The organism is Sporomusa sp. (assembly GCF_035561255.1).
Classification (GTDB): Bacteria; Bacillota; Negativicutes; order Sporomusales; family Sporomusaceae; genus Sporomusa.
Map to the genome: position 1 here is coordinate 1 of NZ_DATMXX010000002.1, position 20,928 is coordinate 20,928.

Below are 20,928 nucleotides of genomic sequence, written 5' to 3' on the forward strand. Positions count from 1 at the left end.
AATATGTATAAATACTGTCTGGAATGTCAATATTAGTAGTGTAAATTTTCTCCTCTCCCATAATTGGCGGCCTTCAAAAGCCGCCGCTTTTTTTTGTTTATTTACCTGCAGAATACCATACTGAATTTATCGCCAAACCAGCTCTTGAGGGTTTTCCATACCCTCTCTAAATACTCAGGTGAACAGACTGTCTGCTGAGCGGCACGGCGAGCCTCAAGTAAAATATCAGTATCTCTGATGATGTCAGCAATTTTTAAATCAGGCATGCCATGCTGGGCAGTACCAAAAAACTGGCCTGGCCCTCTTAAGACTAAATCTTTTTCAGCAAGAATAAACCCATCATTAATCTCGGTCATAACTCTGAGCCGCTCAACCGTCTCTTCGTTAGTGCTATCAGATAACAGAACACAATAAGACTTATGCACTCCTCTGCCTACCCGGCCACGCAACTGATGCAATTGCGCAAGACCAAACCGGTCGGCACCTTCGATAATCATAACAGTGGCATTAGGTACATTTACACCTACTTCAATTACTGTTGTGGCGATAAGCGCCTTAATTTCACCACAGGAAAAGGCCGCCATTACAGCGTCCTTTTCCTGTGGTTTCATCTTACCATGCAGCAGCCCGCAGTGGTAATTCTTAAAAAATGTAGACGATAATTCTTCATGAATGTTTACTGCTGACTGGGCTTCCACCTTTTCAGATTCTTCGACAAGCGGGCAGACAATATAAACCTGCCGCCCGGCCTTGATTTGGTCCACGGCAAAAGCATAAACTCTTGCCCGGCGTTCGCTGCCACGGGAATAGGTGGCAATTGGCTGGCGACCGGGTGGGAGTTCGCGAATAATTGATACATCAAGATCACCATACACTGTAAGTGCCATTGTTCGAGGAATGGGCGTTGCTGTCATAACCAATACGTCAGGCTGCCCTCCTTTGGCTTCTAGTCGAGCACGCTGCTGAACGCCGAACCGATGTTGCTCATCAGTTACAACAAGGCCCAAATGTTTGAATTCGACATCGTCCTGGATAAGTGCATGGGTGCCGACAACGATATCAATTCCACCGTCTTTAATATGGCCTAACAACTGATCGCGAGACTTACGGGTAAGTTTACCTGTCAGTACAGCCAGCTTAATGCCATGTGGAGCAAGTAGTTTTGCGAGAGTATGATAATGTTGTTCAGCTAGAATCTCGGTTGGCGCCATCATGGCTCCTTGGTAACCGTTTTCCACGGTTTTGGCCAGAGCTATAGCGGCAACAACTGTCTTACCTGAGCCAACATCCCCCTGTAACAGACGCTGCATCGGTGTGGTGTCTTCCATATCGGCTTTAATTTCGCACAGGGTTTGAGTTTGATCACTGGTCAGTGAAAAGGGTAGGTTGCTTTCTATTTTAGCTATTAATTGAGCGTCAGGAGCATGCTTGATCCCTCGACATCTGTACTTGTTTTTTTGCTTTAGGTATGCCAGGCCGCATTGTAATAAATATAATTCTTCAAATACCAGGCGTCGCCTGGCCTCTGTCAGTGTTTGCATATTTTTCGGAAAATGGATAGTAGTCAGCGCCTGTTGGCGATTCATAAGATTATGCCCGGAGACTATCTCAGCAGGTAGCGAATCCTCCTCAGGTGCCGGTGAAGTCTGGAGGAGTTCCACCGCTTGCCGCGTGAGGGCGCGTAATTGCCATTGGGGAGTATTCTCAGTAGTCGGATATACCGGTATAATCTGTCCAGAGTCAGCATTAAATTCAGCTGCAAGCTCGATATCAGGTTTATTTATTTCGATCGCCTGCAGGCGCCGCTGCACTTTGCCTGAAATAATAAGCTCCATACCAGGTTTATATTTATTTTTAATATATGATTGATTGAACCAGGTAAGCTGGGCCACCCCGGATTGGTCGCGGACGGTAACCTTTACAATCTTAAGACCACGGTGTGATTTTAATTCACCGATGTTAATGATTACTGCCCGGAAAGTTTCATATTGCCCATCGGTTAATTCAGCAATCAGCTTATGGTTACTCCGGTCCTCATAGCGGCGCGGGTAATGCTCTAAGAGCTGACCAACCGTTAAAATACCTAATTTTGCTAATTTAGCCGCATTGGCTGGTCCAACACCTTTTAAAAATTGTATTTTAGCAGACCATAATTTTTGAATAACCATCACCTTACACTTTGTTTGCTCCTGCCAGCAACTCGTTTAATTCAGCCAGTAGAGCCTCAACATCAATATCGTGCATAGTAGCACCAGTTTCAATAGTTTCTGTCGTCGATCCCATACAACCAATACAACCCATACCATATTTGGCAAAAATTTTGCAAGCTTGGGAATGTAAGCGTAGAGCTTCAATTATCGGAGTGCTTCTAGTGAACATAGCTAGCCCCCCTTCGTTTACTTATTTCTAATTTCAATATTATACGCACAATTCCTGCTGATGCACACCAAATACCGGATATTTTATGAAATATCTGGAGAAAATTCGATTTGGCCTTGCATACTATAAGTAAATTGTGCTAAAATAGTCACGTTGAGTACATGAGGATTGTCCTACAGGAGGTGGAAATAGATGGCAAATGTTTGTGAGATTTGTGGTAAAGGTGAGCGTTCCGGCTTCAATGTCAGTCATTCCCACCTTAAAACCAAGCGCACCTGGAAGCCTAACATACAAAGAGTTAAAGCTTTAGTTAAAGGTGCCACTAAACGCGTGAATGTATGCACCCGTTGTCTGCGTTCTGGTAAGATTCAACGCGCAGTGTAACAACCGAGGCAAGCAGTTAATGAAGGACTTGATTAATTCAAGTCCTTTTTTATTTATATGTTCAAAAAACAGCGGTCGCTTGGAACGCTGTTTTTTTGAACATTTTTAATTTGTTGCAAATTGTTCTAAGATGTTGGTAAGCTCCCTGGAGTCAAATTGATATTTTTCATTGCAAAAGTGGCAGCATACCTCTGCTTGCCCTTCGGCAGCCATTGCTTTTATCTCGTCAGCACCAAGGCTGACCAGCATCCCCTGTACCCTTTCGCGTGAACACTGACAATTGAATTTAACATTCAATGTATCATAGACTGTAGTTGGCAGTCCATAAAAGACGGTTTCTAAGATTCCCTTAGCATCTTGGCCGTTATGAACCATCTGCGAAACAGGTGATATATGGCGCAGATTATCTTCCAACTTTATAAGCGCATCTTCTTCAGCACCTGGTAAAGCCTGGATAAAGAATCCACCAGCTGCTAGCGTTGTTGTATCAGGGGCAATCAGTACGCCCAGAGCGACGCTTGACGGTGTTTGCTCTGAAACTGTCAGATAGTGAGTCAGGTCTTCGGCTATTTCACCTGAAACTAGTGCCGCGCTGCCGGTAAATGGCTGCTTGAGGCCGGCAAAGCGGGTAACGTAGATGTGACCGCTGCCTACCGCTTGGCCAACAGCCAATTTACCGTTTTTTAGTGGTAAATCCACAAAGGGATTTCTGACATAGCCGCGCACCGATCCATCAGGGGAAGCATCAGCTACTATTTCGCCGAGCGGCCCATTACCTGAAATTCTGATAGTCAGGTTTTCAGCGGTTTTTAGATTGGCAGCCATTAACAGGGCGCCAGTCATGGTACGGCCAAGTGCTGCGGTGGCCACAGGGAAGCAATCATGACGCCGGCGGGCTTCTTCTACAAGATTGGTAGTAACAGCCGCAAAGGCGCGAATTCCAGGCGCTGTAGCCCGAATTAGATGGTCGTGCATAGAGTTGTAACCTCCGGAACTAGGCCAGTACTTCTGAAGCAAGGGGTTGGCCTGTTGTTATATCTATTATTTCGACTTTATTATCTTTTATCCAGGCAATGGTACTGCGGCCGTCTGGACGCTTGGTCATCCCGGGTGAGCCTGGGTTTAGATAAATAACGCCATTATTCTTTGTCATGTCAGCAATATGGGTATGGCCGGTAATGAAAATATCGGCCTTTAGCCGCAGCGCAAGCTCTTGCCGGGCCTCTTCTGTCGTCAGATTATGGCCATGGGTTACGGCTACTCTTAAGCCATGCAGCATTAGATAGGTGTACGGCGATTGGATGGGCAGCTTAAGCACCATACCGTCAACCGCGGAGTCGCAGTTACCGCAGGCCGTAACAATCGGTACAGGGCAGCTGTTCAGAACTTCGGCCAGTTTTTTGGGATTATATTCGTCAGGAATGGCATTACGCGGGCCGTGATAAAGTACGTCACCAGCATGGATAATTAAATCAGCATCATGGAAATAGCTGTTAAATACTTTTTGCCAGGTTTCCAGACAGCCATGAGTATCACTGATTATACCTACTTTCATATGAACCTCCGCCAAAGGTAAGATTGAGTGTTATAGTCCCTTGATAAGGTTAGCCATCTCGATGGCTGATACAGCGGCGTCAAAGCCCTTATTTCCTGCTTTGGTGCCGGCCCGCTCAATGGCTTGCTCAATGGTATCGGTGGTGAGTACGCCAAATATGGTAGGGACACCGCTGTTTAAGCCGACATGGGCTACTCCTTTAGATACCTCGGCGCAAACATAGTCGTAATGGCTGGTACTGCCTCTGATAACTGTGCCAAGGCAAATGACAGCATCATATTTTTTGCTCATTGCCATTTTTTGCGCGATAAGAGGAATCTCGTAGGCGCCAGGAACCCAGGCAATCTCCATGTTTTCGGCGGTAGCGCCATGACGCTTAAGTGCGTCCAAGGTGCCACCAAGCAACTTGCTGGTAATAAATTCGTTGAACCTTGCTACAATGATGCCGAATTTTAATCCTTCAGCAACTAAATTTCCTTCATAAGTTTTGATATTTTCCATTAGTTTTGCGCCTCCTCATATTGTTTGAGTAAATGTCCCAGTTTGGATTTTTTTGCAGATAAATATCGGTTATTAAATTTATTAGCCAGTATTTCAAGCGGAACCCGTTCGGTAATTGTTAAGCCGTAGCCTTCAAGCCCGATCCGTTTCCGGGGATTATTAGTAAGTAGCTTGATGCTGGTTAAGCCAAGATCTGCCAATATTTGGGCACCAATACCATAATCTCTGAGATCTGGGGCAAAACCTAACAGTTCATTGGCTTCGACAGTGTCTTTACCTTTATCTTGCAGTGCATAGGCACGAATTTTATTGGCTAAACCAATGCCTCTTCCTTCCTGTCGCATATAGAGCAGTACGCCGCAGCCTTCTTTTTCAATACGTTTTAAGGCATGAGCCAATTGATCACCGCAATCGCAGCGTAACGAGCCTAAAACATCGCCTGTCAGGCATTCAGAATGAACGCGTACCAATACAGCCTGTTTATTGGTAATATCGCCTTTCACCAGAGCGATATGGCATTGATTATCTAACTGACTTTCGTAGGCAATAAGCCTAAAATCCCCGTACTTAGTTGGTAGATTAGTTTCTGCTGCCCTGGTGACAAACCGTTCGTGTTTTTTGCGATATTTTATCAGGTCAGCAATGGTAATCAATTTTAGATCATGTTTTTTCACAAAATCCATTAGTTCCGGTGTCCGGGACATTGTGCCGTCTTCATTCATGACTTCACAAATTACGCCAGCCGGATATAGGCCGGCCAGCATGGCCAAATCAACAGCCGCCTCAGTGTGGCCTGTCCGTCGCAGCACGCCACCTTCGCAGTACCTCAGCGGAAAGATATGACCAGGCCGTCTGAGATCGCTGGCAACTGTCTGGCAATCAAGCACTGTTTGTACAGTTATGGATCTTTCGTGAGCTGATATGCCGGTCGTCACTGATTTGGCATCAACAGAGACTGTAAAAGCAGTGCAATGATTATCTGTGTTTTCCAGAACCATAGCACCAATACCAAGCTCGTCAAGTCTGCTGCCTATAATCGGCATGCAGATAAGGCCGCGGGCATGAGTAGCCATAAAGTTGATGGCTTCAGGTGTTACTTTTTCGGCGGCCATAATTAGGTCACCCTCATTCTCCCGGTCCTCATCATCGATAACCACAACAATCTTGCCATTTTTTATATCTTCGATAGCCTCTTCAATAGTGTTGAATTTCATATAGAATCCTCCGTTTCGTTGCCTAGCGGCATATAACAAAGCTTAAAATGCAAACCCGTGCTGTTCGAGAAATCCGCGTGTGATCTTATCAGTTGGTTTGGTATCTGGTGCCAAACCAAGCAGTTTCTCAACATATTTGCCAATGATATCTGCTTCTAAATTTACTGGTGCACCTGCTGGTTTAAGCCCTACAGTAGTTAGGGCTGCAGTATGCGGAATAAGCGAAACCGTAAACCAGTCTGGACCGCAGTCGACAACAGTCAGGCTTGTACCATCAATTGCAATAGAACCCTTACTGATAATGTAGCGCATGACTTCGGGTCCGGCACCAATTCTGACAATAACAGCATTATCATTTTGTTCTTTGGCTAAGATCAGGCCGACTCCATCAATATGACCGCTGACAATATGACCGCCGAGCCGGTCACCGACCCGGAGTGTACGTTCCAGATTGATGGTATCGCCTGGCTTAAGTCCAGACAGGGCTGTTCGGTCAACCGTCTCCGGCATGACATCGGCGGTAAACCAATCCCGGCCAAAATCAACGACTGTGAGACAGGTTCCGTTAACGGCAATGCTGTCACCAACTTTAACATCTGACAGCACTTTGTTGCCAGCCACAGTCAGGCGCACAGATTTGGTTCCCCGTGCTATCTGTTTAACTTTGCCGAGTTCTTCCACAAGTCCGGTAAACATCGTGTCCCTCCCGTCCGGCTATGTAGCCGGTAATTAATATGTCAGTACCAATTGATTCAGACGTTATATCCTCAAGCATGATCGCTTGATCTACGGCGGGGATGCCCATACCCCCTACCGGACTAGGTGCATTGATGCCACCAATTATTTTCGGAGCAATGAAGCAGTGTACCTTATCTATTAGATTGGCTGTAAGTACAGAAGCGTTAATGGTAGCGCCGCCTTCAATCAGGATACTGGTAATACGGCGTTCTCCTAATATTTTAAACAACTGGCGCAGGTTGATACCTGTGGGTGTTTGTTCAAGGGTTAGCACTTCAATGCCTCTACTGCTCAGAGCTGCAATCCGATCTGCCGGTGCTTCCCTGCTGGTGGCAATAATTGTTTGTGCCTGGCCGTCTGTCACTATTTTGGCGCTTAATGGGGTGCGGGCCATACTGTCGACAATGATCCTCACCGGATTTTGGCCACCCTCCGGTAAACGGGTTGTCAACTCAGGATTGTCCGCAAGCACTGTACCGATACCTACCAGGATGCCATCATAGGTATCTCTAAGTCTATGGACATGTTCTCTTGCCGCCAAACCGGTTATCCATTTAGAATGACCGGTATAAGCGGCAATTTTGCCGTCAAGTGATATGGCTGTTTTGAGAACACCCCAAGGCATTCCTGTAACAATCCATTTGATAAACACTTCGTTGAGTTTGGCTGCTTCTGGTGCCAAGACACCTTCGACCACTTCAATACCAGCTGCTCTCAGCCGGTTGATACCATTGCCGGCAACCAGCGGATTAGGATCAGTCAGGGCAACAACGGCTTTCTTAACACCGGCCTGTATCAAAGCATCAGCACAGGGACCTGTCCGCCCATGATGAGAGCATGGTTCAAGAGTTACATAGATAGTGGCATCTTTTGCTAACTCGCCTGCCTGAGCCAAAGCATGAATTTCAGCATGTGGTGTGCCGGCTTGGCGATGCCAGCCCTGCCCTACGATTCGTCCCGCATTTACGATAACAGCACCCACCAGCGGGTTAGGACTGGTACGGCCTTTGGCATACTGAGCAATAGTCAGGGCCTGTTGCATGTAGTATTCATCCATAGAAGTCCCCCAATATCGATAGGATAAAATAAAAAAACTGTTGAGTAGCTTTGGGGCTATCAACAGTTAAATAGGCAAATTTAGGAAATGCCGTCATGGCAGAACAATACGCCTTTTACCATCCAGACTATACTGTCGGCTCTGGAGTTACACCAGATCAGCCGTATAACGGCTCGCGGGCTGTACCGCCGGTCAGGAATCAAAAGATTTCTCTTTTTCACCTTGCCCCAAAGGCTCACTATGTAATTATTTATTAGCTACTTCATATGTTACCATTAAGCGGCAAATTAATCAAGCCCCACGGATTGCCTTAATTGCTTCAGCTATATTGGGTGCACCATACACTGCTGAACCGGCAACTAGAATATTGGCGCCGGCGGCTGTTACCTCACGGGCAGTAGCGGCGTTAATGCCACCGTCCACCTCAATATCAACGGTAAGTTTGCGGGCAGTAAGCATATCTCTTAACCGGGTAATCTTATCGATAGCACCTGGGATGAACTTTTGTCCGCCAAAGCCTGGATTAACACTCATGATAAGCACCATATCAATATCACCGAGCACTTCTTCTACAATGCTTAGCGGTGTAGATGGGTTTAATGATACGCCTGCTTTTTTGCCTTGTTCTTTAATAGTTTGAATTAGGCGGTGCAGATGTGGCGCAGTTTCTGCATGAACAGTAATAATATCGGCTCCTGCTTTTACAAACGGTTCGATTAAGTCCTGCGGATTGGTAATCATTAAATGAACATCAAAAGGTAGTTTGGTTACTTTACGAATGGCTGCGATAACCGGTGGACCAAATGTTAGGTTAGGTACAAAATGGCCGTCCATAACGTCAATATGTACCCAGTCGGCCCCCGCCTGTTCAATCTTAATTATTTCATCGCCTAACCGTGAAAAATCAGCAGACAAGATGGATGGAGCAACCTTAATCGGATGATTCATCTAGTACCCCTTCTTGCTTTCTCTAATTTCAGTCAGTATCTCAAGATAGGACTGATATCTTTCCGGATGGATACGGCCTTCAGCCATTGCTTGTTTAACAGCACACCGTGGTTCCTTGTAATGGAGGCAGCTGCTGAATTTGCACTCCGGCGCGATCCTGGATATATCAGGGAAGTAGTCCATTAAATGAGCTTCTTCGATATCGTTAAACTCCGTGAAGCTAAACCCTGGAGTGTCGACGACAAAACCCCCGCCTGTTACAGGCAACAGCTCGGCAAACCGCGTAGTATGTTTGCCACGGCCAATCTTATGGCTGACTTCACCTGTCATGAGCTCTAAGCCCGGCTGAACGGCGTTAAGTATTGTAGATTTGCCAGCGCCTGAAGGACCGGCAAATACTGTGATTTTATCATATAGAAGCGCATGCAGAGCATCAATACCTGTTCCCAGCCGGGCAGATACAGCAAGTATTTTATAACCAACCTGCTCATAACGTTCTGCCAATTTTGTTACTGATTCTGAGTCTGAAAGGTCAATTTTATTAATACATAAGACGATTTCAAGCTCGGAGAACTCAGCAATAACCAGGAATTTGTCCACTAAAACAGGGTTAATATTAGGATTAACAGCGGCAAAGGTTAAAACAACCTGATCAACATTGGCTACCATTGGGCGTTTTAGCATGCTGCGCCTGGGCAGTATTTCCTCAATGACGCCTTTATCCAGGCCGGTTAACGTATAGGTAACCTCATCCCCTACAAGGAGTGAAAAACGTTCCTTCTTAAACCGGCCGCGCAGATTGCAGGTTACAAGCTTACTGCCTGACTGTATATAGTAGTAACTGTTATAGGCTTTTACTACAATACCTTTCAGCACATGGTAGGCCTCCTATATTGTTTGTTCCTGTAATAATTTCTCGCTTATATATACCTGAACGCGAACCTGACCGATGCCTTCTACTGTTTTCTCTACTCGTTCGCCAGGTTTATGTGTACCCTCATAGACAACGCGGCGCCCATTGGCATCTGTTACGACAATTTGCAAGGGTTGACGGGTTGGGCCATCAGGTATTGTTATTTGAACCATTGCTCTTTTAACAGCCCCGGGTACGCCTTTGGCGACAGAAAAGTCGATGGCCGTACCTTCAGCTACTTCAGTTGCTGGGGGCGGATTTTGGCCGATAATGGTTCCAGGTGGATATTTGTCATTAAGAGTTTCTGTTACTTTTCCTTGTTTTAGTTTCATGCTTTCCAGTTGGGTAGTAACAGTACTCAATAGTGATCCCTGGAAATCAGGGAGTATCACTTTTTTAGGACCAGCCCCTTTGCTTATAACAATGTCAATGGCTGTGCCCTTAGTGATTTGTGCTGGCGGCCGGGGATTCTGGCTGATAACAGTATCCTGAGGAGTATCCTCGGCGAATTGTTCGTCAACCCGGCCTAGTTTTAGCCCGGAATTTTTAATCTGCAGCTCAGCATCACGGCGATTAAGTCCGCGTAAGTCGGGGACTACAGTCACCTCGCCACCTTTGCTAACAATGACCGTGATGGTTCGCTGCTCTTTAACAGTTGTCCCAGGCTCTGGTTGTTGGGAAATGACATAGCCTGCCGGGACTTTGTCGCTAAAGGCATCAGAAACTACCACACGAAGGTTATTGCTAATTAGAATATTGCGGGCTGTATCTACCTGTTTGCCGACAATGTCCGGTACTGTAACCTCATTTAAGCTCCAGAATTTTCCAAAACCTAAAAAAGCGGCAAGTGTTGAAGAGATTAAAAGAAAAAGTAATATCCCCCACATCCAGGACTTATTAAATTTTGATCCGGACGGATTAGGCGTGGGGGGATGGGCTTGCACCGGTTTGATCGAGTTCTCCGGGTTTGCCGATGGTGTTATCTGTGGTAGAACCTGTGTGGGGAAGTCATTGCGGGACAACCGGCGGGTGCTGTCATCCCTGAGATAATGCTGAGTTAATTTAAAATCGGCAGTCATTTCACCGATATCACTAAATCGGGCTGCAGGATCTTTAGCCATCGCCTTAAGTACAATTGCCTCAATGAGGGGCGGTATGTCCGGATTGAGTTCGCGGGGCGGTTTAGGCTCTTCCTGTAGATGTTTCAAGGCAATGCTTATAGGGGATTCACCGCTAAATGGCACATGGCCTGTCAGCATTTCATAGAGCACGACACCGAGAGAATAGATATCTGATTTAGCTCCCACGGCAGCGCCTTTGGCTTGTTCGGGAGAAAAATAATGAACTGATCCGATAATTGTGCCGGAGTTAGTCATCGTGGACGAAGTAACTGCCCTGGCAATACCAAAGTCAGTTACTTTAATGCGGCCTGAACGGGTAACCAAAATATTATGCGGTTTAATATCACAATGTACCAAATTATTCTGATGAGCGTGTTCAAGTGCTTCCGCTATTTCGATGGATATCCGAACCGCAGTTTCGACAGGTAAAGGCGCTTCTCGTTCGATTTTATCCTTCAGCGTTTCGCCTGAGATATACTCCATAATAATATAATAGGCTTGTTCATCAAGGCCAACATCATAAATATTGACGATATTGGGGTGAGAAAGTTTGGCGGCTGCCTGCGCTTCACGCCGGAACCGGCTTACAAACTCCTCATCGTCGGTAAATTGTGAGCGAAGTACTTTAACGGCTACTGACCGATCAAGCAGCTTATCGTGGGCACGATATACATCGGCCATTCCCCCGCCGCCAATACGTTCCAGTATTGTGTAACGATCATCAAGTGTGCGATTGAGCATTAATTCACCCCCTTAACGTAGTGCCTGTACTAAGACTTCGTGAGCTGCCGGAGCGGCGATACTGCCGCCAGAACCGGAGTTTTCAATAATTACGGCTACTGCAATCTGCGGATTGTCAGCTGGTGCGAAACCAATAAACCAGGCGTGAGGAGAGCCATGCGGGTTTTCGGCAGTGCCGGTTTTGCCAGCAACCTCTATGCCTTGAATTGCAGCTTTATTTCCTGTTCCTTCTTTAACTACAGTGACCATCATACGGGATACTTGATTAGCAAGTTTAGCTTCTACTGGCGACAGCCATTTTTCCGGTGAGGTTTCACTAATTACTGTTCCATCAGGTGTAGTAATTTTTTGTACTAAATATGGTTTCATCATAATTCCTCTATTGGCAAAGGTTGCTGCCAGCATGGCCATCCTTAGTGGTGTGACCAGAAGGCTGCCTTGTCCAATACCTGTTTGGGCCAAATCGCCATCGCCTAGTTTGCTGAAATCCGGCAGTTTGCCTGGATTTTCCAAGATGTCGCCGCCAAGCGGCTGAGAAAAGCCATAACGCTCAAAGCTCTTGGACATTTTGGTACGTCCCAGGTCCAGCGCTAATTGGCCAAAGGTTACATTACAGGATACTGCCAGGGCTTCTTCCAGGTTAAGTTTTCCATGAGCCCTGTTACCAGACTCAGGCAGTACATAATCTGGCCCGATTTTAAGCGCTCCAGTACAATTAAACTCGCTCTTGCCTGTAGCAATTTGTTCAGCTAATGCTGCTTCGGCTATAAGTACTTTGATAATTGAGCCTGGTGGATATAAGCCTTGTGTCGCTCTATTAAGGAGTGGGCTGTTCGCAGCTTGCGAAACATTATCCCAGTTGGCGTCAAGGCTGCCCGGGTCAAAACTGGGGCGGCTGATCATGGCCAAAATTGCGCCAGTTTTTGGTGATATGACTACAATGGCACCACGGTTAGCTCCAAGGGCCTGATAGGCAACCTTTTGAAGTTGTGCATCAATTGTAAGTGTAACATTGTTACCTGCGCTATTTTTAAATAATTGGCTGATAGCACCTAATTGGTGCTCAGGATTTTTCTGCCCGGACAGATAGCCGTCATAGGAGCTTTCAATCCCGGATTTGCCATATGTAAGGCTGTCATAGCCGACTATATGAGCAAATAATACATCATAAGGATATTCTCTTTTGTATTCCTCTTGGGCCGTCGGTTTACTTAAGGCAACTATTCTGCCATGGCTGTCGGTGATTAGGCCGCGCTCGACTTTAAGGGCAGCCTTGGCTGTGCGTCGATTAAGCGGGTTAAAGCTAAGACTATTGCTTTCAACAACCTGCAGATAGGTTACATAGCCAAGCAGCGTAACCAGCAACCCAATAGAAAACAGTGCTACCTTATGGATATTCCGGCGAATAGAATGATCTTGCATGGTTTTATTGCTCATTGGGCACTGTCGCCTCCGATATGGCAAATAACATACCCAGCAGGATAAAGCTTGAGACCATTGAGCTTCCGCCATAGCTAATGAGCGGCAGGGTTATACCGGTCAATGGCAAAAACTTAGTTACTCCGCCAATTATAAGAAAAATCTGAAGCGCTGTAAGGATAGCTAGTCCACCGGCAAGCAACATCGTAAATGACGTCTGCGATGTCAGTGCTGTACGGAAGGCCCTATATACAATAAGTATATAGGCAATGATTATGGCAGCTGAGCCGGCTAATCCCAGCTCCTCTCCGATAGCAGCAAATATGAAATCGGTATGCACCTCCGGTATGGTATTAGGATAACCGAAAGTGAGACCGCTGCCCAGGATTCCGCCTGAGCCGAAAGCAAACAATGACTGGACAATCTGATAGGCACGCCCGGTAGGATCAGTCCAGGGATCAAGCCAGATGTCAATACGGACCTGGACATGAGGAAACAACAGGTAGCAGATAGTAGATCCTACAAAGAACAGCCCAAGAGCTATTACAACATAACTAAGCCGGCCGCTTGCCATATAAGCCATAGTTACTGTAGTGCCGAAATATAACAGTGCTGAGCCAAGGTCACGTTGAACAATGAGCATGGCCATTGTTAACCCCCACAGCGCCAGCAGCGGTGCGATAAAACGAGGATGCGGCAAGACAAAGGGACCATAATGCCTAGTTGCAAAAGTTAAAAGTTGTTGCCGTTCGCTTAAGTAGGCAGCTAAAAATATGATAATAAATAGTTTCGCAAACTCAGACGGCTGAAATCGGATTGGGCCTAAAATAACCCAGTTTTTGTTGCCGCCAATATCTACGCCAAAGGTGATGGTGATTAATAATAGTGCGATGCCTGTTATACCGCATAAATACTTATATTTTGCAACTGCTTCGGCCTGACGAAAAACAAATACAGTAGTGGTAAATGAGATTAGTCCTGCCATCATCCACATAGCTTGTGGAAAAAACAAATCAGGTCGAAGCCTTAAGATAATTGTTAACCCAATGGATGCTAAAAATACGGCCAAAGGAAATAGCACCGGATCTGCGCTGCCTGCAGAACGGCGAATGACAACAGCCGTCATCATCCACAGAAAAATTAAGCAGGTGATTACTCCCAGGCCCTGGTAACTAAATTGATTATTTGTTAACGTAACTACGAGATAGCCGTTTAGCAGCACCAGGCCAGCCAGAACCAGCAACCCCAACTCGGTCAATTTCGTGTGATTCATGGCTAATCCCTATACTCTACAATAATTGCAGTAATATTGTCGTAGCCGCCTGCTTGACCAGCCTGTTCGACGAGTTTGTTAACAACTTTTTGCGGATTCTCATATTGTAAACAGATGCTAAGGATATCTTCCTCAGACACCATGTTCGTTAGTCCATCTGTGCATAACAGCAAACGGTCTGCAGGTTGTTGCAAAAACCTGCCTGAATCCACAGCAATTGCATCACTGGTACCTACTGCTCTAGTCAAGATATTTCGGTGAGGATGCACTAGCGCCTCCTCAGGTGTGATACTGCCACTCTGCACTAATTCTCCAACCAGCGAATGGTCGTTAGTTATCTGAAGGAGTTTATTTTCCCTGATCAGATAAAGCCTGCTATCACCTACATGTCCCCAGTATATGTCAGACCCGTCTGCATATACCGCCGTAACCGTAGTGCCCATACCCAGGCATTCGCTTTTAGCCTGCGACATCTGATAGATAATAGTATTGGCCTGAATAATTGCCTCTTTTAGATTATATTCCCAATCAGATAGCTCTCTGCAATTTTTAATATACTCTTGGATGGTACTGGCCCCTAGGTTGCTGGCAATTTCTCCTGCAACATGGCCGCCCATGCCGTCGGCAACTACAAATAAGTGCGGCGGCGAAAAAATGAAACTATCTTCATTGGTTTTACGTACCATACCAATGTCTGTCTGTGCAAATGCCAGCATGGAAGTCACCTCTCAAACTTAAGAGTAACTGCCCCGATTTGTATTACATCGCCGTCCGCCAGAGCAGTCTCTTCTTCAATCCGTTGACCATTGAGCAATGTACCGTTAGTGCTGTGTAGATCAGCTATAAGGTACGTTTGTTTCGATTTAGATATACAGGCATGTTCGTGGGAAACAATGGTATCATTAATAATTAAATCATTATCTTGACTGCGCCCTATGGTTAAGCTTTCTGTTATAGGATAGACAGTTTGTGTCAATAGAGCTTTGCTATCATCGATAACGATCAGTTTAGCAGGCCCATTCACCGTAGTGCTCTCCCCTTGCTGAAAGAGAACCATTGGGGTTTGCGGCGTCACTGCAAGTTTCGTTAAATCTTTAGCTGCAATCATCACTACACGGTATAAAAAATAATAGAGCAGCAGGACCAGACTATACTGCAAGGCCATTACAACAATACTGAACAAATGTATTTTAGCAGGCAATTCACTTCACCTCATATAAAATTACAGTATTGCCTACTTTTATTCTGTCACCGTTTTTTAGTAGTTTATGAGTAATGCGATGGCCATTAACATAAGTTCCATTAAGACTTTTGGCATCATGAAGTACATGACAGCCGTCTTCATAAACAATATATACGTGTAACCGCGAGGTATTCATGTCTGTTAGCGGTAATTCATTTGTGTTTCGGCGGCCAATATTGATTCTGTTTGTGGTACAGTCAACTTTGAGACCAGCATCAAGCCCCTCGAACACTGTCAAAAGTCCGTGCAGGAGCTGCGGCGGGGAGCACTCCTGGAGAGCAGGATCGAGTTTATCAAATACCCTGGTATCGCTGGCCGCGCTTTCCGCCTGATTGCAGTGTTCTTCATAGGGGGCATCCGTAAAACTTGATGTGACCCGGAACGCTTGTTTAGCCAGCTTATCATCAGCAAAAAGCTCGATTTGGGGGCCGCCAGACATGGTATAGCCTTTACGCCGACTCTCTTCAGACAAATAAGCTGATAATTCACTACATACGGCTGAAGCATAGGGATCCAGCCGATCATAGTCTTCGCGGCTTAGATATACCGAATAATGATTAGGTACATAGACATGGGAAACCCCCACTGTACGCTCATCTTCCATCATTCGCCCCAAATGCTTGGCAATCTCTACCGGCTGTAACCCGCTGGTAAATTGCTTATTAAAAAAGCCTTCAATATACTTTTCAAAAAAGTTTTCGATATTGCGGACAAACTTCAACTTGTAACACTCCCGCTATTATTGCGTAAATTAATAATTTATAAACTTAGTCTAATTATACGCGATATCGCCAGGCTAGTCAAAATTAACCATTATTCCGATAGTATTTTATGCCGCAGTTGGCCACATGCGGCGTCAATATCTGTCCCCATCTCCCGTCTGAGGGTGACATTAAGATGTTCGTTTTTTAATAGTTGCTCAAACCTGCTAATATCTGACGGTGCCGGGCGGAGCAAGCCCCGTTCAGGAACCGGGTTGATAGGGATTAAATTAATGCTGGCTAGGTGCCCTTTGAGGAGCATCGCCAGTTCGCGGGCATGTACCGGCTGATCGTTGATACCGGCAATCAAGGTATATTCGTAGGTAATTCGCCTGCCTGTGATTTGGGCGTATCTACTCCCGGCCGCTATCACCTGCTCAAGTGGATAGCGCTTATTGACAGGCATAAGCCTGGTTCTAAGCTCGTTATTGGGCGCATGCAAGGAGATCGACAATGTAATTGGAATCCCTTCGTCGGCTAATTTGTTGATTTCGGGAACAAGTCCTGCAGTGGACAGTGTTATGCTGCGATAACTCAGGTTAAGGCAGTAGGGTTCATGGATGAGTCGAATAAATCTCATAACATTATCGTAATTGGCCAAGGGCTCGCCTGATCCCATGATCACAATGGAATCGATCTTATGCTCTTCTTGTTTTAATAATTCATTAATATATAACACCTGGGCCAGGATTTCACCACCAGTGAGGTTTCTGGCCAGTCCGCCCAGTGTTGAGGCGCAGAAAGAACAGCCCATGGCACAACCTACCTGGGTAGAAATGCAGACACTATTGCCATAGTGCTGGCGCATGAGAACAGTTTCAACAGCCATATCATCAGGAAATGCCAGGAGAAATTTACTCGTTTTGCCGTCCCTGGAGTGCTGGGCGGCCTTTTGGCTAAGCTTCATAATGGTAAAACTATTACGAAGCTTAGTGCGCTGGTCTTTAGCCAGGTTAGTCATTGTGTCAAATTCACGTACCCCATGTTTATACAGCCATTCAGCAATTTGTTTACCGCGGTACGGCTCAAGGCCCAGCGGTTTCAAGGCCTCGGCGGTTTCAGCGGCAAACAAGCCAAATAATTCGGTTTTTGCTGGAGTTATCATAATAGATACCGCCTTATTTCTGCCGTGTCATGCGAGCTATGAAAAAACCATCTACACCGTCGGTGTGCGGCCAAAACTGCAACATCGCATCTGGCCGCTTTTGGCCAGGCAGGTATTGACCTGCTGTTTCCAGGACAAACATAGGCTGCTCCTGGAGAAATGCATCGACAATATTCTGGTTTTCTTCAGGCTCGGTCGTACAGGTACTATAGACCAATACACCACCAGGTTTTACACACTGGGCGGCACTGGTTAAGATGGCTGCCTGCAATTTGGGTAAATCCCGCAGGATTTCTTCCGTTTTACGCCAGCGGGAATCAGGCTTACGCCTGATTACACCCAATCCGGAACAAGGGGCGTCAACAAGGACTCTATCAGCCTTAAGCGAATACAAGCTATCTAAATTGACAGCATCAAGTGCCTTGGTATCAATATTGGTTAAGCCAAGGCGGCTGGCGTTTTCTCTAGTCAGAGTCAGCTTATGTTCATAAATGTCGGTAGATAATACCTTGCCGGTATTATTCATGAGGGTGGCAATATGGGTGGTTTTACCGCCGGGAGCGCCGCAGGCATCAATAATAAACTCGCCAGGTTGAGGATCAAGGATATGGGCTACTAGCATGGAACTCTCGTCTTGTACCTGAAAAAGGCCTTCTTGCAGTGAGGCAAGGGTGCTTAGGCCCGGGTGCTCGTAACATACTATACCTTCTGGAGTCCAGTCGGAGGCCTGGCACTTGACTCCCTCGTTTTTCAAACGCTGTAGGAGTTCAGTACGGTTAGTTTTAACTGTATTAGTGCGTATCGACAATGGCGGATTATTATTATTAATCTGACACAATTCTTCACATGCAGTGGCACCCAGGCGTTTAACCCAGCGGGCAATAAGCCATTCGGGATGAAAGTACTTAAGGGCCAGATATTTTATAGGTTGTTTGTCCTGGTCAGGGTAAACTATTTTTTCCGGGCTGCGGGCGGCATTTCTCAGAACCCCGTTGACAAATTTGACGGTACCGGCATGTCCATATTTCTTGGTCAATTCAACTGCTTGGTTACAGGCCGCAGAAGCAGGAACTTTTTCCAAAAAAAATAATTGGTATATACCTAATCGCAGGATATTTCTAATAATAGGCGCTACTTTAGTAAGCGGACGGCTCAGGTAGTTACTAAGCATCCAGTCCAAAGTAGCGCCGGCTTTGACGGTACCGTATACCAATTCAGTTATAAACCGCCGGTCTTGATCAGAAAGCTGCCCTAGGGACAGCTGACGGTTTATCTCGCGTGTCAGGGCAATATTAGCATAAGCACCATTTGTTTCGATGTCATTAAGTATTTTTAGTGCTATTTCCCTGGCGTCAAATTTTTTTACATTCATATCGATGCCACCATCTTTAAAGATTTCGTTACTGAGTGTTTGTTAAAAAGCTTTGAATAGCCTCTTCAATTTTTGCGAGGTCAACCCGTGTATTGCAGCAAGGCCCGAATGGCCGGCTGTTGAGGACGCCAATTACAGGTAAAGGAAAAACATCCTGGATGCCGCTTGTTAGGTCACGTTCACAGGCAATAGCCAATACGGCGTGCGGCCGGATGCTTTTTATCACCTTTCTAGCCAAGGTACCGCCAGTCACGACTGCCAGGTGGACACCATAGTTATTGGCCAGTGTTACTAAATCACCAATTTGGCATTGACCGCAGTGGTGGCAGTTGGACACATTACGCGTAATCTTATGGGGGCAGGTTTCATGCTGGAGGCAGTGCGGGGTCATAATTAGCAGTTTGGCTGGCTGTACCGTGATGTTTTTTTGTTTGATTAGGTGGTTACTCACTTCGATAAAAGAACGTTCAATCCGTTCTTTGTCAACATCAAACAATTTCCCGATGCAGATGGCGATAGGAAACAAGAGGTTAATGGCAGACCAGGCCAAACCCTGAAAAATTCCAGGTGTTCTAAATCCAAGAATTGCCAGAAGAATACCTGTAACACCGCAGGCGGCGGCTAGAATAACTGCTGCCAGCAGTGTTCCTAGTAACAGGGGTAAATAGCTGCTAATATTAGTTAATCCGGGTAAACTGACAACCCACAGCCCGTAACTGGATACAATTGTCAAAAACAGGCTAATGAGAATCAGCGCTAAAAAAAGTCGTTTGCGGGGCCTATGTACTACATCAATCATATTTGCCACCTTCTATTCAAATAGGTTGCCTACGGTCAGGCAATAGCCGCAAACACAGTCACTTGCCTTCATTCGTCGTTTAGATTCAGGCTGTACCTCAAGTAGTTCTATGGTTCCCTTACCAGTCCCGACAACAAGCCCTTCTTTGGTTATTTGCACAACGCGGCCTGGTTCTGTACAAGGCTGTGACTCATCATAAACATTAGTCTTCCAGATTTTCATTGATTTATTTTGAAAACTGCAGTACGCTACCGGCCAGGGATTGAGTCCACGCACCAGATTGTGGAGGGCAACTGCCGGCTGGTGCCAGTCAATACGTTCGGTAGCCCGGTCAAGCATTCGGGCATAAGTAGCCTCAGCCTCGTTTTGCAGGTGACGTGGCGCATGGCCGGCTGCTATTTGATTTAAGGTGTCTGCAAGTACCGCAGCGCCTAAATCTTTGAGTTTATCGTGGAGGCTGCCAGTTGTGTCTGTGGGCAGGATTGGCAGTTCGGCCTTTAAAATCATGTCACCGGTGTCCATACCGACATCCATATACATAGTGGTAATCCCAGTTATCGTCTCTCCGTTAATGATGGCCCAATGAATAGGCGCTGATCCTCGATATTGGGGTAATAATGAGGCGTGCACATTAATGCAGCCATAGGCTGGAATATCTAAGATTCTCTTAGGGAGGAACTGACCAAAAGCGACAACAATAATTATATCAGGAGCGAGTGCGGTTATCTGGTTGTAGAAGTCATCTGTCCTAATGCTCTCAGGCTGCAAAACCGGTAAATTATATGCCAGCGCTGTTTCTTTAACCGGTGAATTAGCAAGCTTCTGACCGCGGCCTTTCGGACGGTCAGGCTGAGTGACAACAGCGGTTATATAATAACCTTCTTTAACCAGCATTTCTAAACACGGTACAGCAAAATCCGGTGTCCCCATAAATAATGCACGTAATTTTCCCATTCTATTACCCCTTGCGCATGGTTTTGGCTAATTCAATAAATAAAATACCGTTAAGATGATCTATTTCGTGCTGTAGAGCACGGGCCAAAAGACCTGAGCCGTTAATCTGAATTTGCTTGCCGCTCCTGTTTAAGGCCTCTACGGTAACTGTAGCATATCTTTCAACCTCACCACACATACCGGGGACGCTTAAGCAACCCTCTATACCGGTTTCACAGCCTTCTTTGGCAACAATGACCGGGTTAATGAGCTCAATTAGGCCTTCACCAACATCGATAACGACGATGCGTAAAGACACTCCGACCTGTGGCGCGGCTAACCCTACGCCATCAGCGTCATACATGGTTTCGGCCATATCATTAAGTAAGTGTCTAATTTTGCGGTCAATCCTGTCGACAGGCACTGCCAATTCTTTTAATATCTTGTCGCCTGCTTTTCTAATTTCCATTAC

Annotated in this window: 22 protein-coding genes and 1 riboswitch; of the genes, 1 reads left to right on the plus strand and 21 read right to left on the minus strand. The window is 46.0% G+C overall.

From position 1 onward, the window contains the following. Positions 1–101: 101 nt before the first annotated feature. Positions 102–2,168, minus strand: a complete 2,067-nt coding sequence (gene recG / locus VN379_RS00040; RefSeq protein WP_325529601.1) for an ATP-dependent DNA helicase RecG — start codon at positions 2,166–2,168, stop codon at positions 102–104. Positions 2,169–2,172: 4 nt separating this feature from the next. Continuing rightward, complete coding sequence (locus tag VN379_RS00045) at positions 2,173–2,379, minus strand: DUF1858 domain-containing protein (protein ID WP_325529542.1); 207 nt, start codon at positions 2,377–2,379, stop codon at positions 2,173–2,175. Between the two features lie 192 nt (positions 2,380–2,571). Here VN379_RS00045 and rpmB point away from each other — a divergent pair, with 192 nt between their 5' ends. Continuing rightward, entirely contained in the window at positions 2,572–2,763 is a 192-nt protein-coding gene (gene rpmB, locus VN379_RS00050) for a 50S ribosomal protein L28 (RefSeq protein WP_325529544.1), read from the plus strand. Between the two features lie 105 nt (positions 2,764–2,868). On the opposite strand, the gene hslO is transcribed toward rpmB, so the two are convergent. The 19 genes from hslO to def all read right to left on the minus strand — a co-directional run bounded on the left by hslO (position 2,869) and on the right by def (position 20,925). Continuing rightward, positions 2,869–3,738 carry an Hsp33 family molecular chaperone HslO gene (gene hslO, locus VN379_RS00055; protein ID WP_325529546.1) on the minus strand — a complete coding sequence of 290 codons (870 nt, stop codon included), beginning with the start codon at positions 3,736–3,738 and terminating at the stop codon, positions 2,869–2,871. Positions 3,739–3,757: 19 nt separating this feature from the next. Continuing rightward, on the minus strand, positions 3,758–4,318 hold the full coding sequence (yfcE, locus tag VN379_RS00060) for a phosphodiesterase (protein ID WP_325529548.1): 561 nt from the start codon (positions 4,316–4,318) through the stop codon (positions 3,758–3,760). A gap of 30 nt (positions 4,319–4,348) precedes the next feature. Next, on the minus strand, positions 4,349–4,819 hold the full coding sequence (ribE, locus tag VN379_RS00065) for a 6,7-dimethyl-8-ribityllumazine synthase (RefSeq protein ID WP_325529550.1): 471 nt from the start codon (positions 4,817–4,819) through the stop codon (positions 4,349–4,351). Then, entirely contained in the window at positions 4,819–6,033 is a 1,215-nt protein-coding gene (locus tag VN379_RS00070; protein ID WP_325529552.1) for a bifunctional 3,4-dihydroxy-2-butanone-4-phosphate synthase/GTP cyclohydrolase II, read from the minus strand. The genes ribE and VN379_RS00070 overlap by 1 nt, the downstream gene beginning before the upstream one ends. 42 nt (positions 6,034–6,075) lie before the next feature. After that, the gene (locus VN379_RS00075) at positions 6,076–6,729 is read right to left on the minus strand and encodes a riboflavin synthase (protein WP_325529554.1); all 654 of its coding nucleotides are present in this window, start codon (positions 6,727–6,729) and stop codon (positions 6,076–6,078) included. Beyond that, positions 6,692–7,828 carry a bifunctional diaminohydroxyphosphoribosylaminopyrimidine deaminase/5-amino-6-(5-phosphoribosylamino)uracil reductase RibD gene (gene ribD / locus VN379_RS00080; RefSeq protein ID WP_325529556.1) on the minus strand — a complete coding sequence of 379 codons (1,137 nt, stop codon included), beginning with the start codon at positions 7,826–7,828 and terminating at the stop codon, positions 6,692–6,694. The genes VN379_RS00075 and ribD overlap by 38 nt, the downstream gene beginning before the upstream one ends. Positions 7,829–7,934: 106 nt before the next feature. Beyond that, positions 7,935–8,067: riboswitch (FMN riboswitch) on the minus strand. 52 nt (positions 8,068–8,119) lie between these two features. Beyond that, positions 8,120–8,776, minus strand: coding sequence for a ribulose-phosphate 3-epimerase (gene rpe, locus VN379_RS00085; protein ID WP_325529558.1), 657 nt, complete (start codon positions 8,774–8,776; stop codon positions 8,120–8,122). Beyond that, complete coding sequence (gene rsgA / locus VN379_RS00090; protein WP_325529560.1) at positions 8,777–9,652, minus strand: ribosome small subunit-dependent GTPase A; 876 nt, start codon at positions 9,650–9,652, stop codon at positions 8,777–8,779. It abuts the gene before it with no gap. Between the two features lie 12 nt (positions 9,653–9,664). Continuing rightward, a complete protein-coding gene (gene pknB / locus VN379_RS00095; RefSeq protein WP_325529562.1) occupies positions 9,665–11,551 on the minus strand; it encodes a Stk1 family PASTA domain-containing Ser/Thr kinase in 1,887 nt (628 codons plus the stop codon). A 12-nt stretch (positions 11,552–11,563) separates the two neighbouring features. Further along, positions 11,564–12,988, minus strand: a complete 1,425-nt coding sequence (locus VN379_RS00100; protein ID WP_325529564.1) for a peptidoglycan D,D-transpeptidase FtsI family protein — start codon at positions 12,986–12,988, stop codon at positions 11,564–11,566. Then, a complete protein-coding gene (locus VN379_RS00105) occupies positions 12,978–14,243 on the minus strand; it encodes an FtsW/RodA/SpoVE family cell cycle protein (protein WP_325529566.1) in 1,266 nt (421 codons plus the stop codon). Before VN379_RS00105 ends, VN379_RS00100 begins: the two co-directional genes overlap by 11 nt. A gap of 2 nt (positions 14,244–14,245) precedes the next feature. Further along, on the minus strand, positions 14,246–14,959 hold the full coding sequence (locus tag VN379_RS00110) for a Stp1/IreP family PP2C-type Ser/Thr phosphatase (protein ID WP_325529568.1): 714 nt from the start codon (positions 14,957–14,959) through the stop codon (positions 14,246–14,248). A 5-nt stretch (positions 14,960–14,964) separates the two neighbouring features. After that, positions 14,965–15,444: an FHA domain-containing protein gene (locus tag VN379_RS00115; protein WP_325529571.1), complete on the minus strand. Its 480-nt coding sequence runs from the start codon at positions 15,442–15,444 to the stop codon at positions 14,965–14,967. A 1-nt stretch (position 15,445) separates the two neighbouring features. Next, complete coding sequence (locus tag VN379_RS00120; protein ID WP_325529573.1) at positions 15,446–16,207, minus strand: DUF3662 and FHA domain-containing protein; 762 nt, start codon at positions 16,205–16,207, stop codon at positions 15,446–15,448. Between the two features lie 92 nt (positions 16,208–16,299). Beyond that, the gene (rlmN, locus tag VN379_RS00125) at positions 16,300–17,352 is read right to left on the minus strand and encodes a 23S rRNA (adenine(2503)-C(2))-methyltransferase RlmN (RefSeq protein WP_325529575.1); all 1,053 of its coding nucleotides are present in this window, start codon (positions 17,350–17,352) and stop codon (positions 16,300–16,302) included. 13 nt (positions 17,353–17,365) lie between these two features. Further along, positions 17,366–18,724: a 16S rRNA (cytosine(967)-C(5))-methyltransferase RsmB gene (gene rsmB / locus VN379_RS00130; RefSeq protein ID WP_325529577.1), complete on the minus strand. Its 1,359-nt coding sequence runs from the start codon at positions 18,722–18,724 to the stop codon at positions 17,366–17,368. A 28-nt stretch (positions 18,725–18,752) separates the two neighbouring features. Then, a complete protein-coding gene (locus VN379_RS00135; protein ID WP_325529579.1) occupies positions 18,753–19,523 on the minus strand; it encodes a DUF116 domain-containing protein in 771 nt (256 codons plus the stop codon). Positions 19,524–19,535: 12 nt separating this feature from the next. Beyond that, entirely contained in the window at positions 19,536–20,477 is a 942-nt protein-coding gene (gene fmt / locus VN379_RS00140) for a methionyl-tRNA formyltransferase (protein WP_325529581.1), read from the minus strand. 4 nt (positions 20,478–20,481) lie between these two features. Continuing rightward, on the minus strand, positions 20,482–20,925 hold the full coding sequence (gene def, locus VN379_RS00145; RefSeq protein WP_414714940.1) for a peptide deformylase: 444 nt from the start codon (positions 20,923–20,925) through the stop codon (positions 20,482–20,484). Positions 20,926–20,928: the final 3 nt, after the last annotated feature.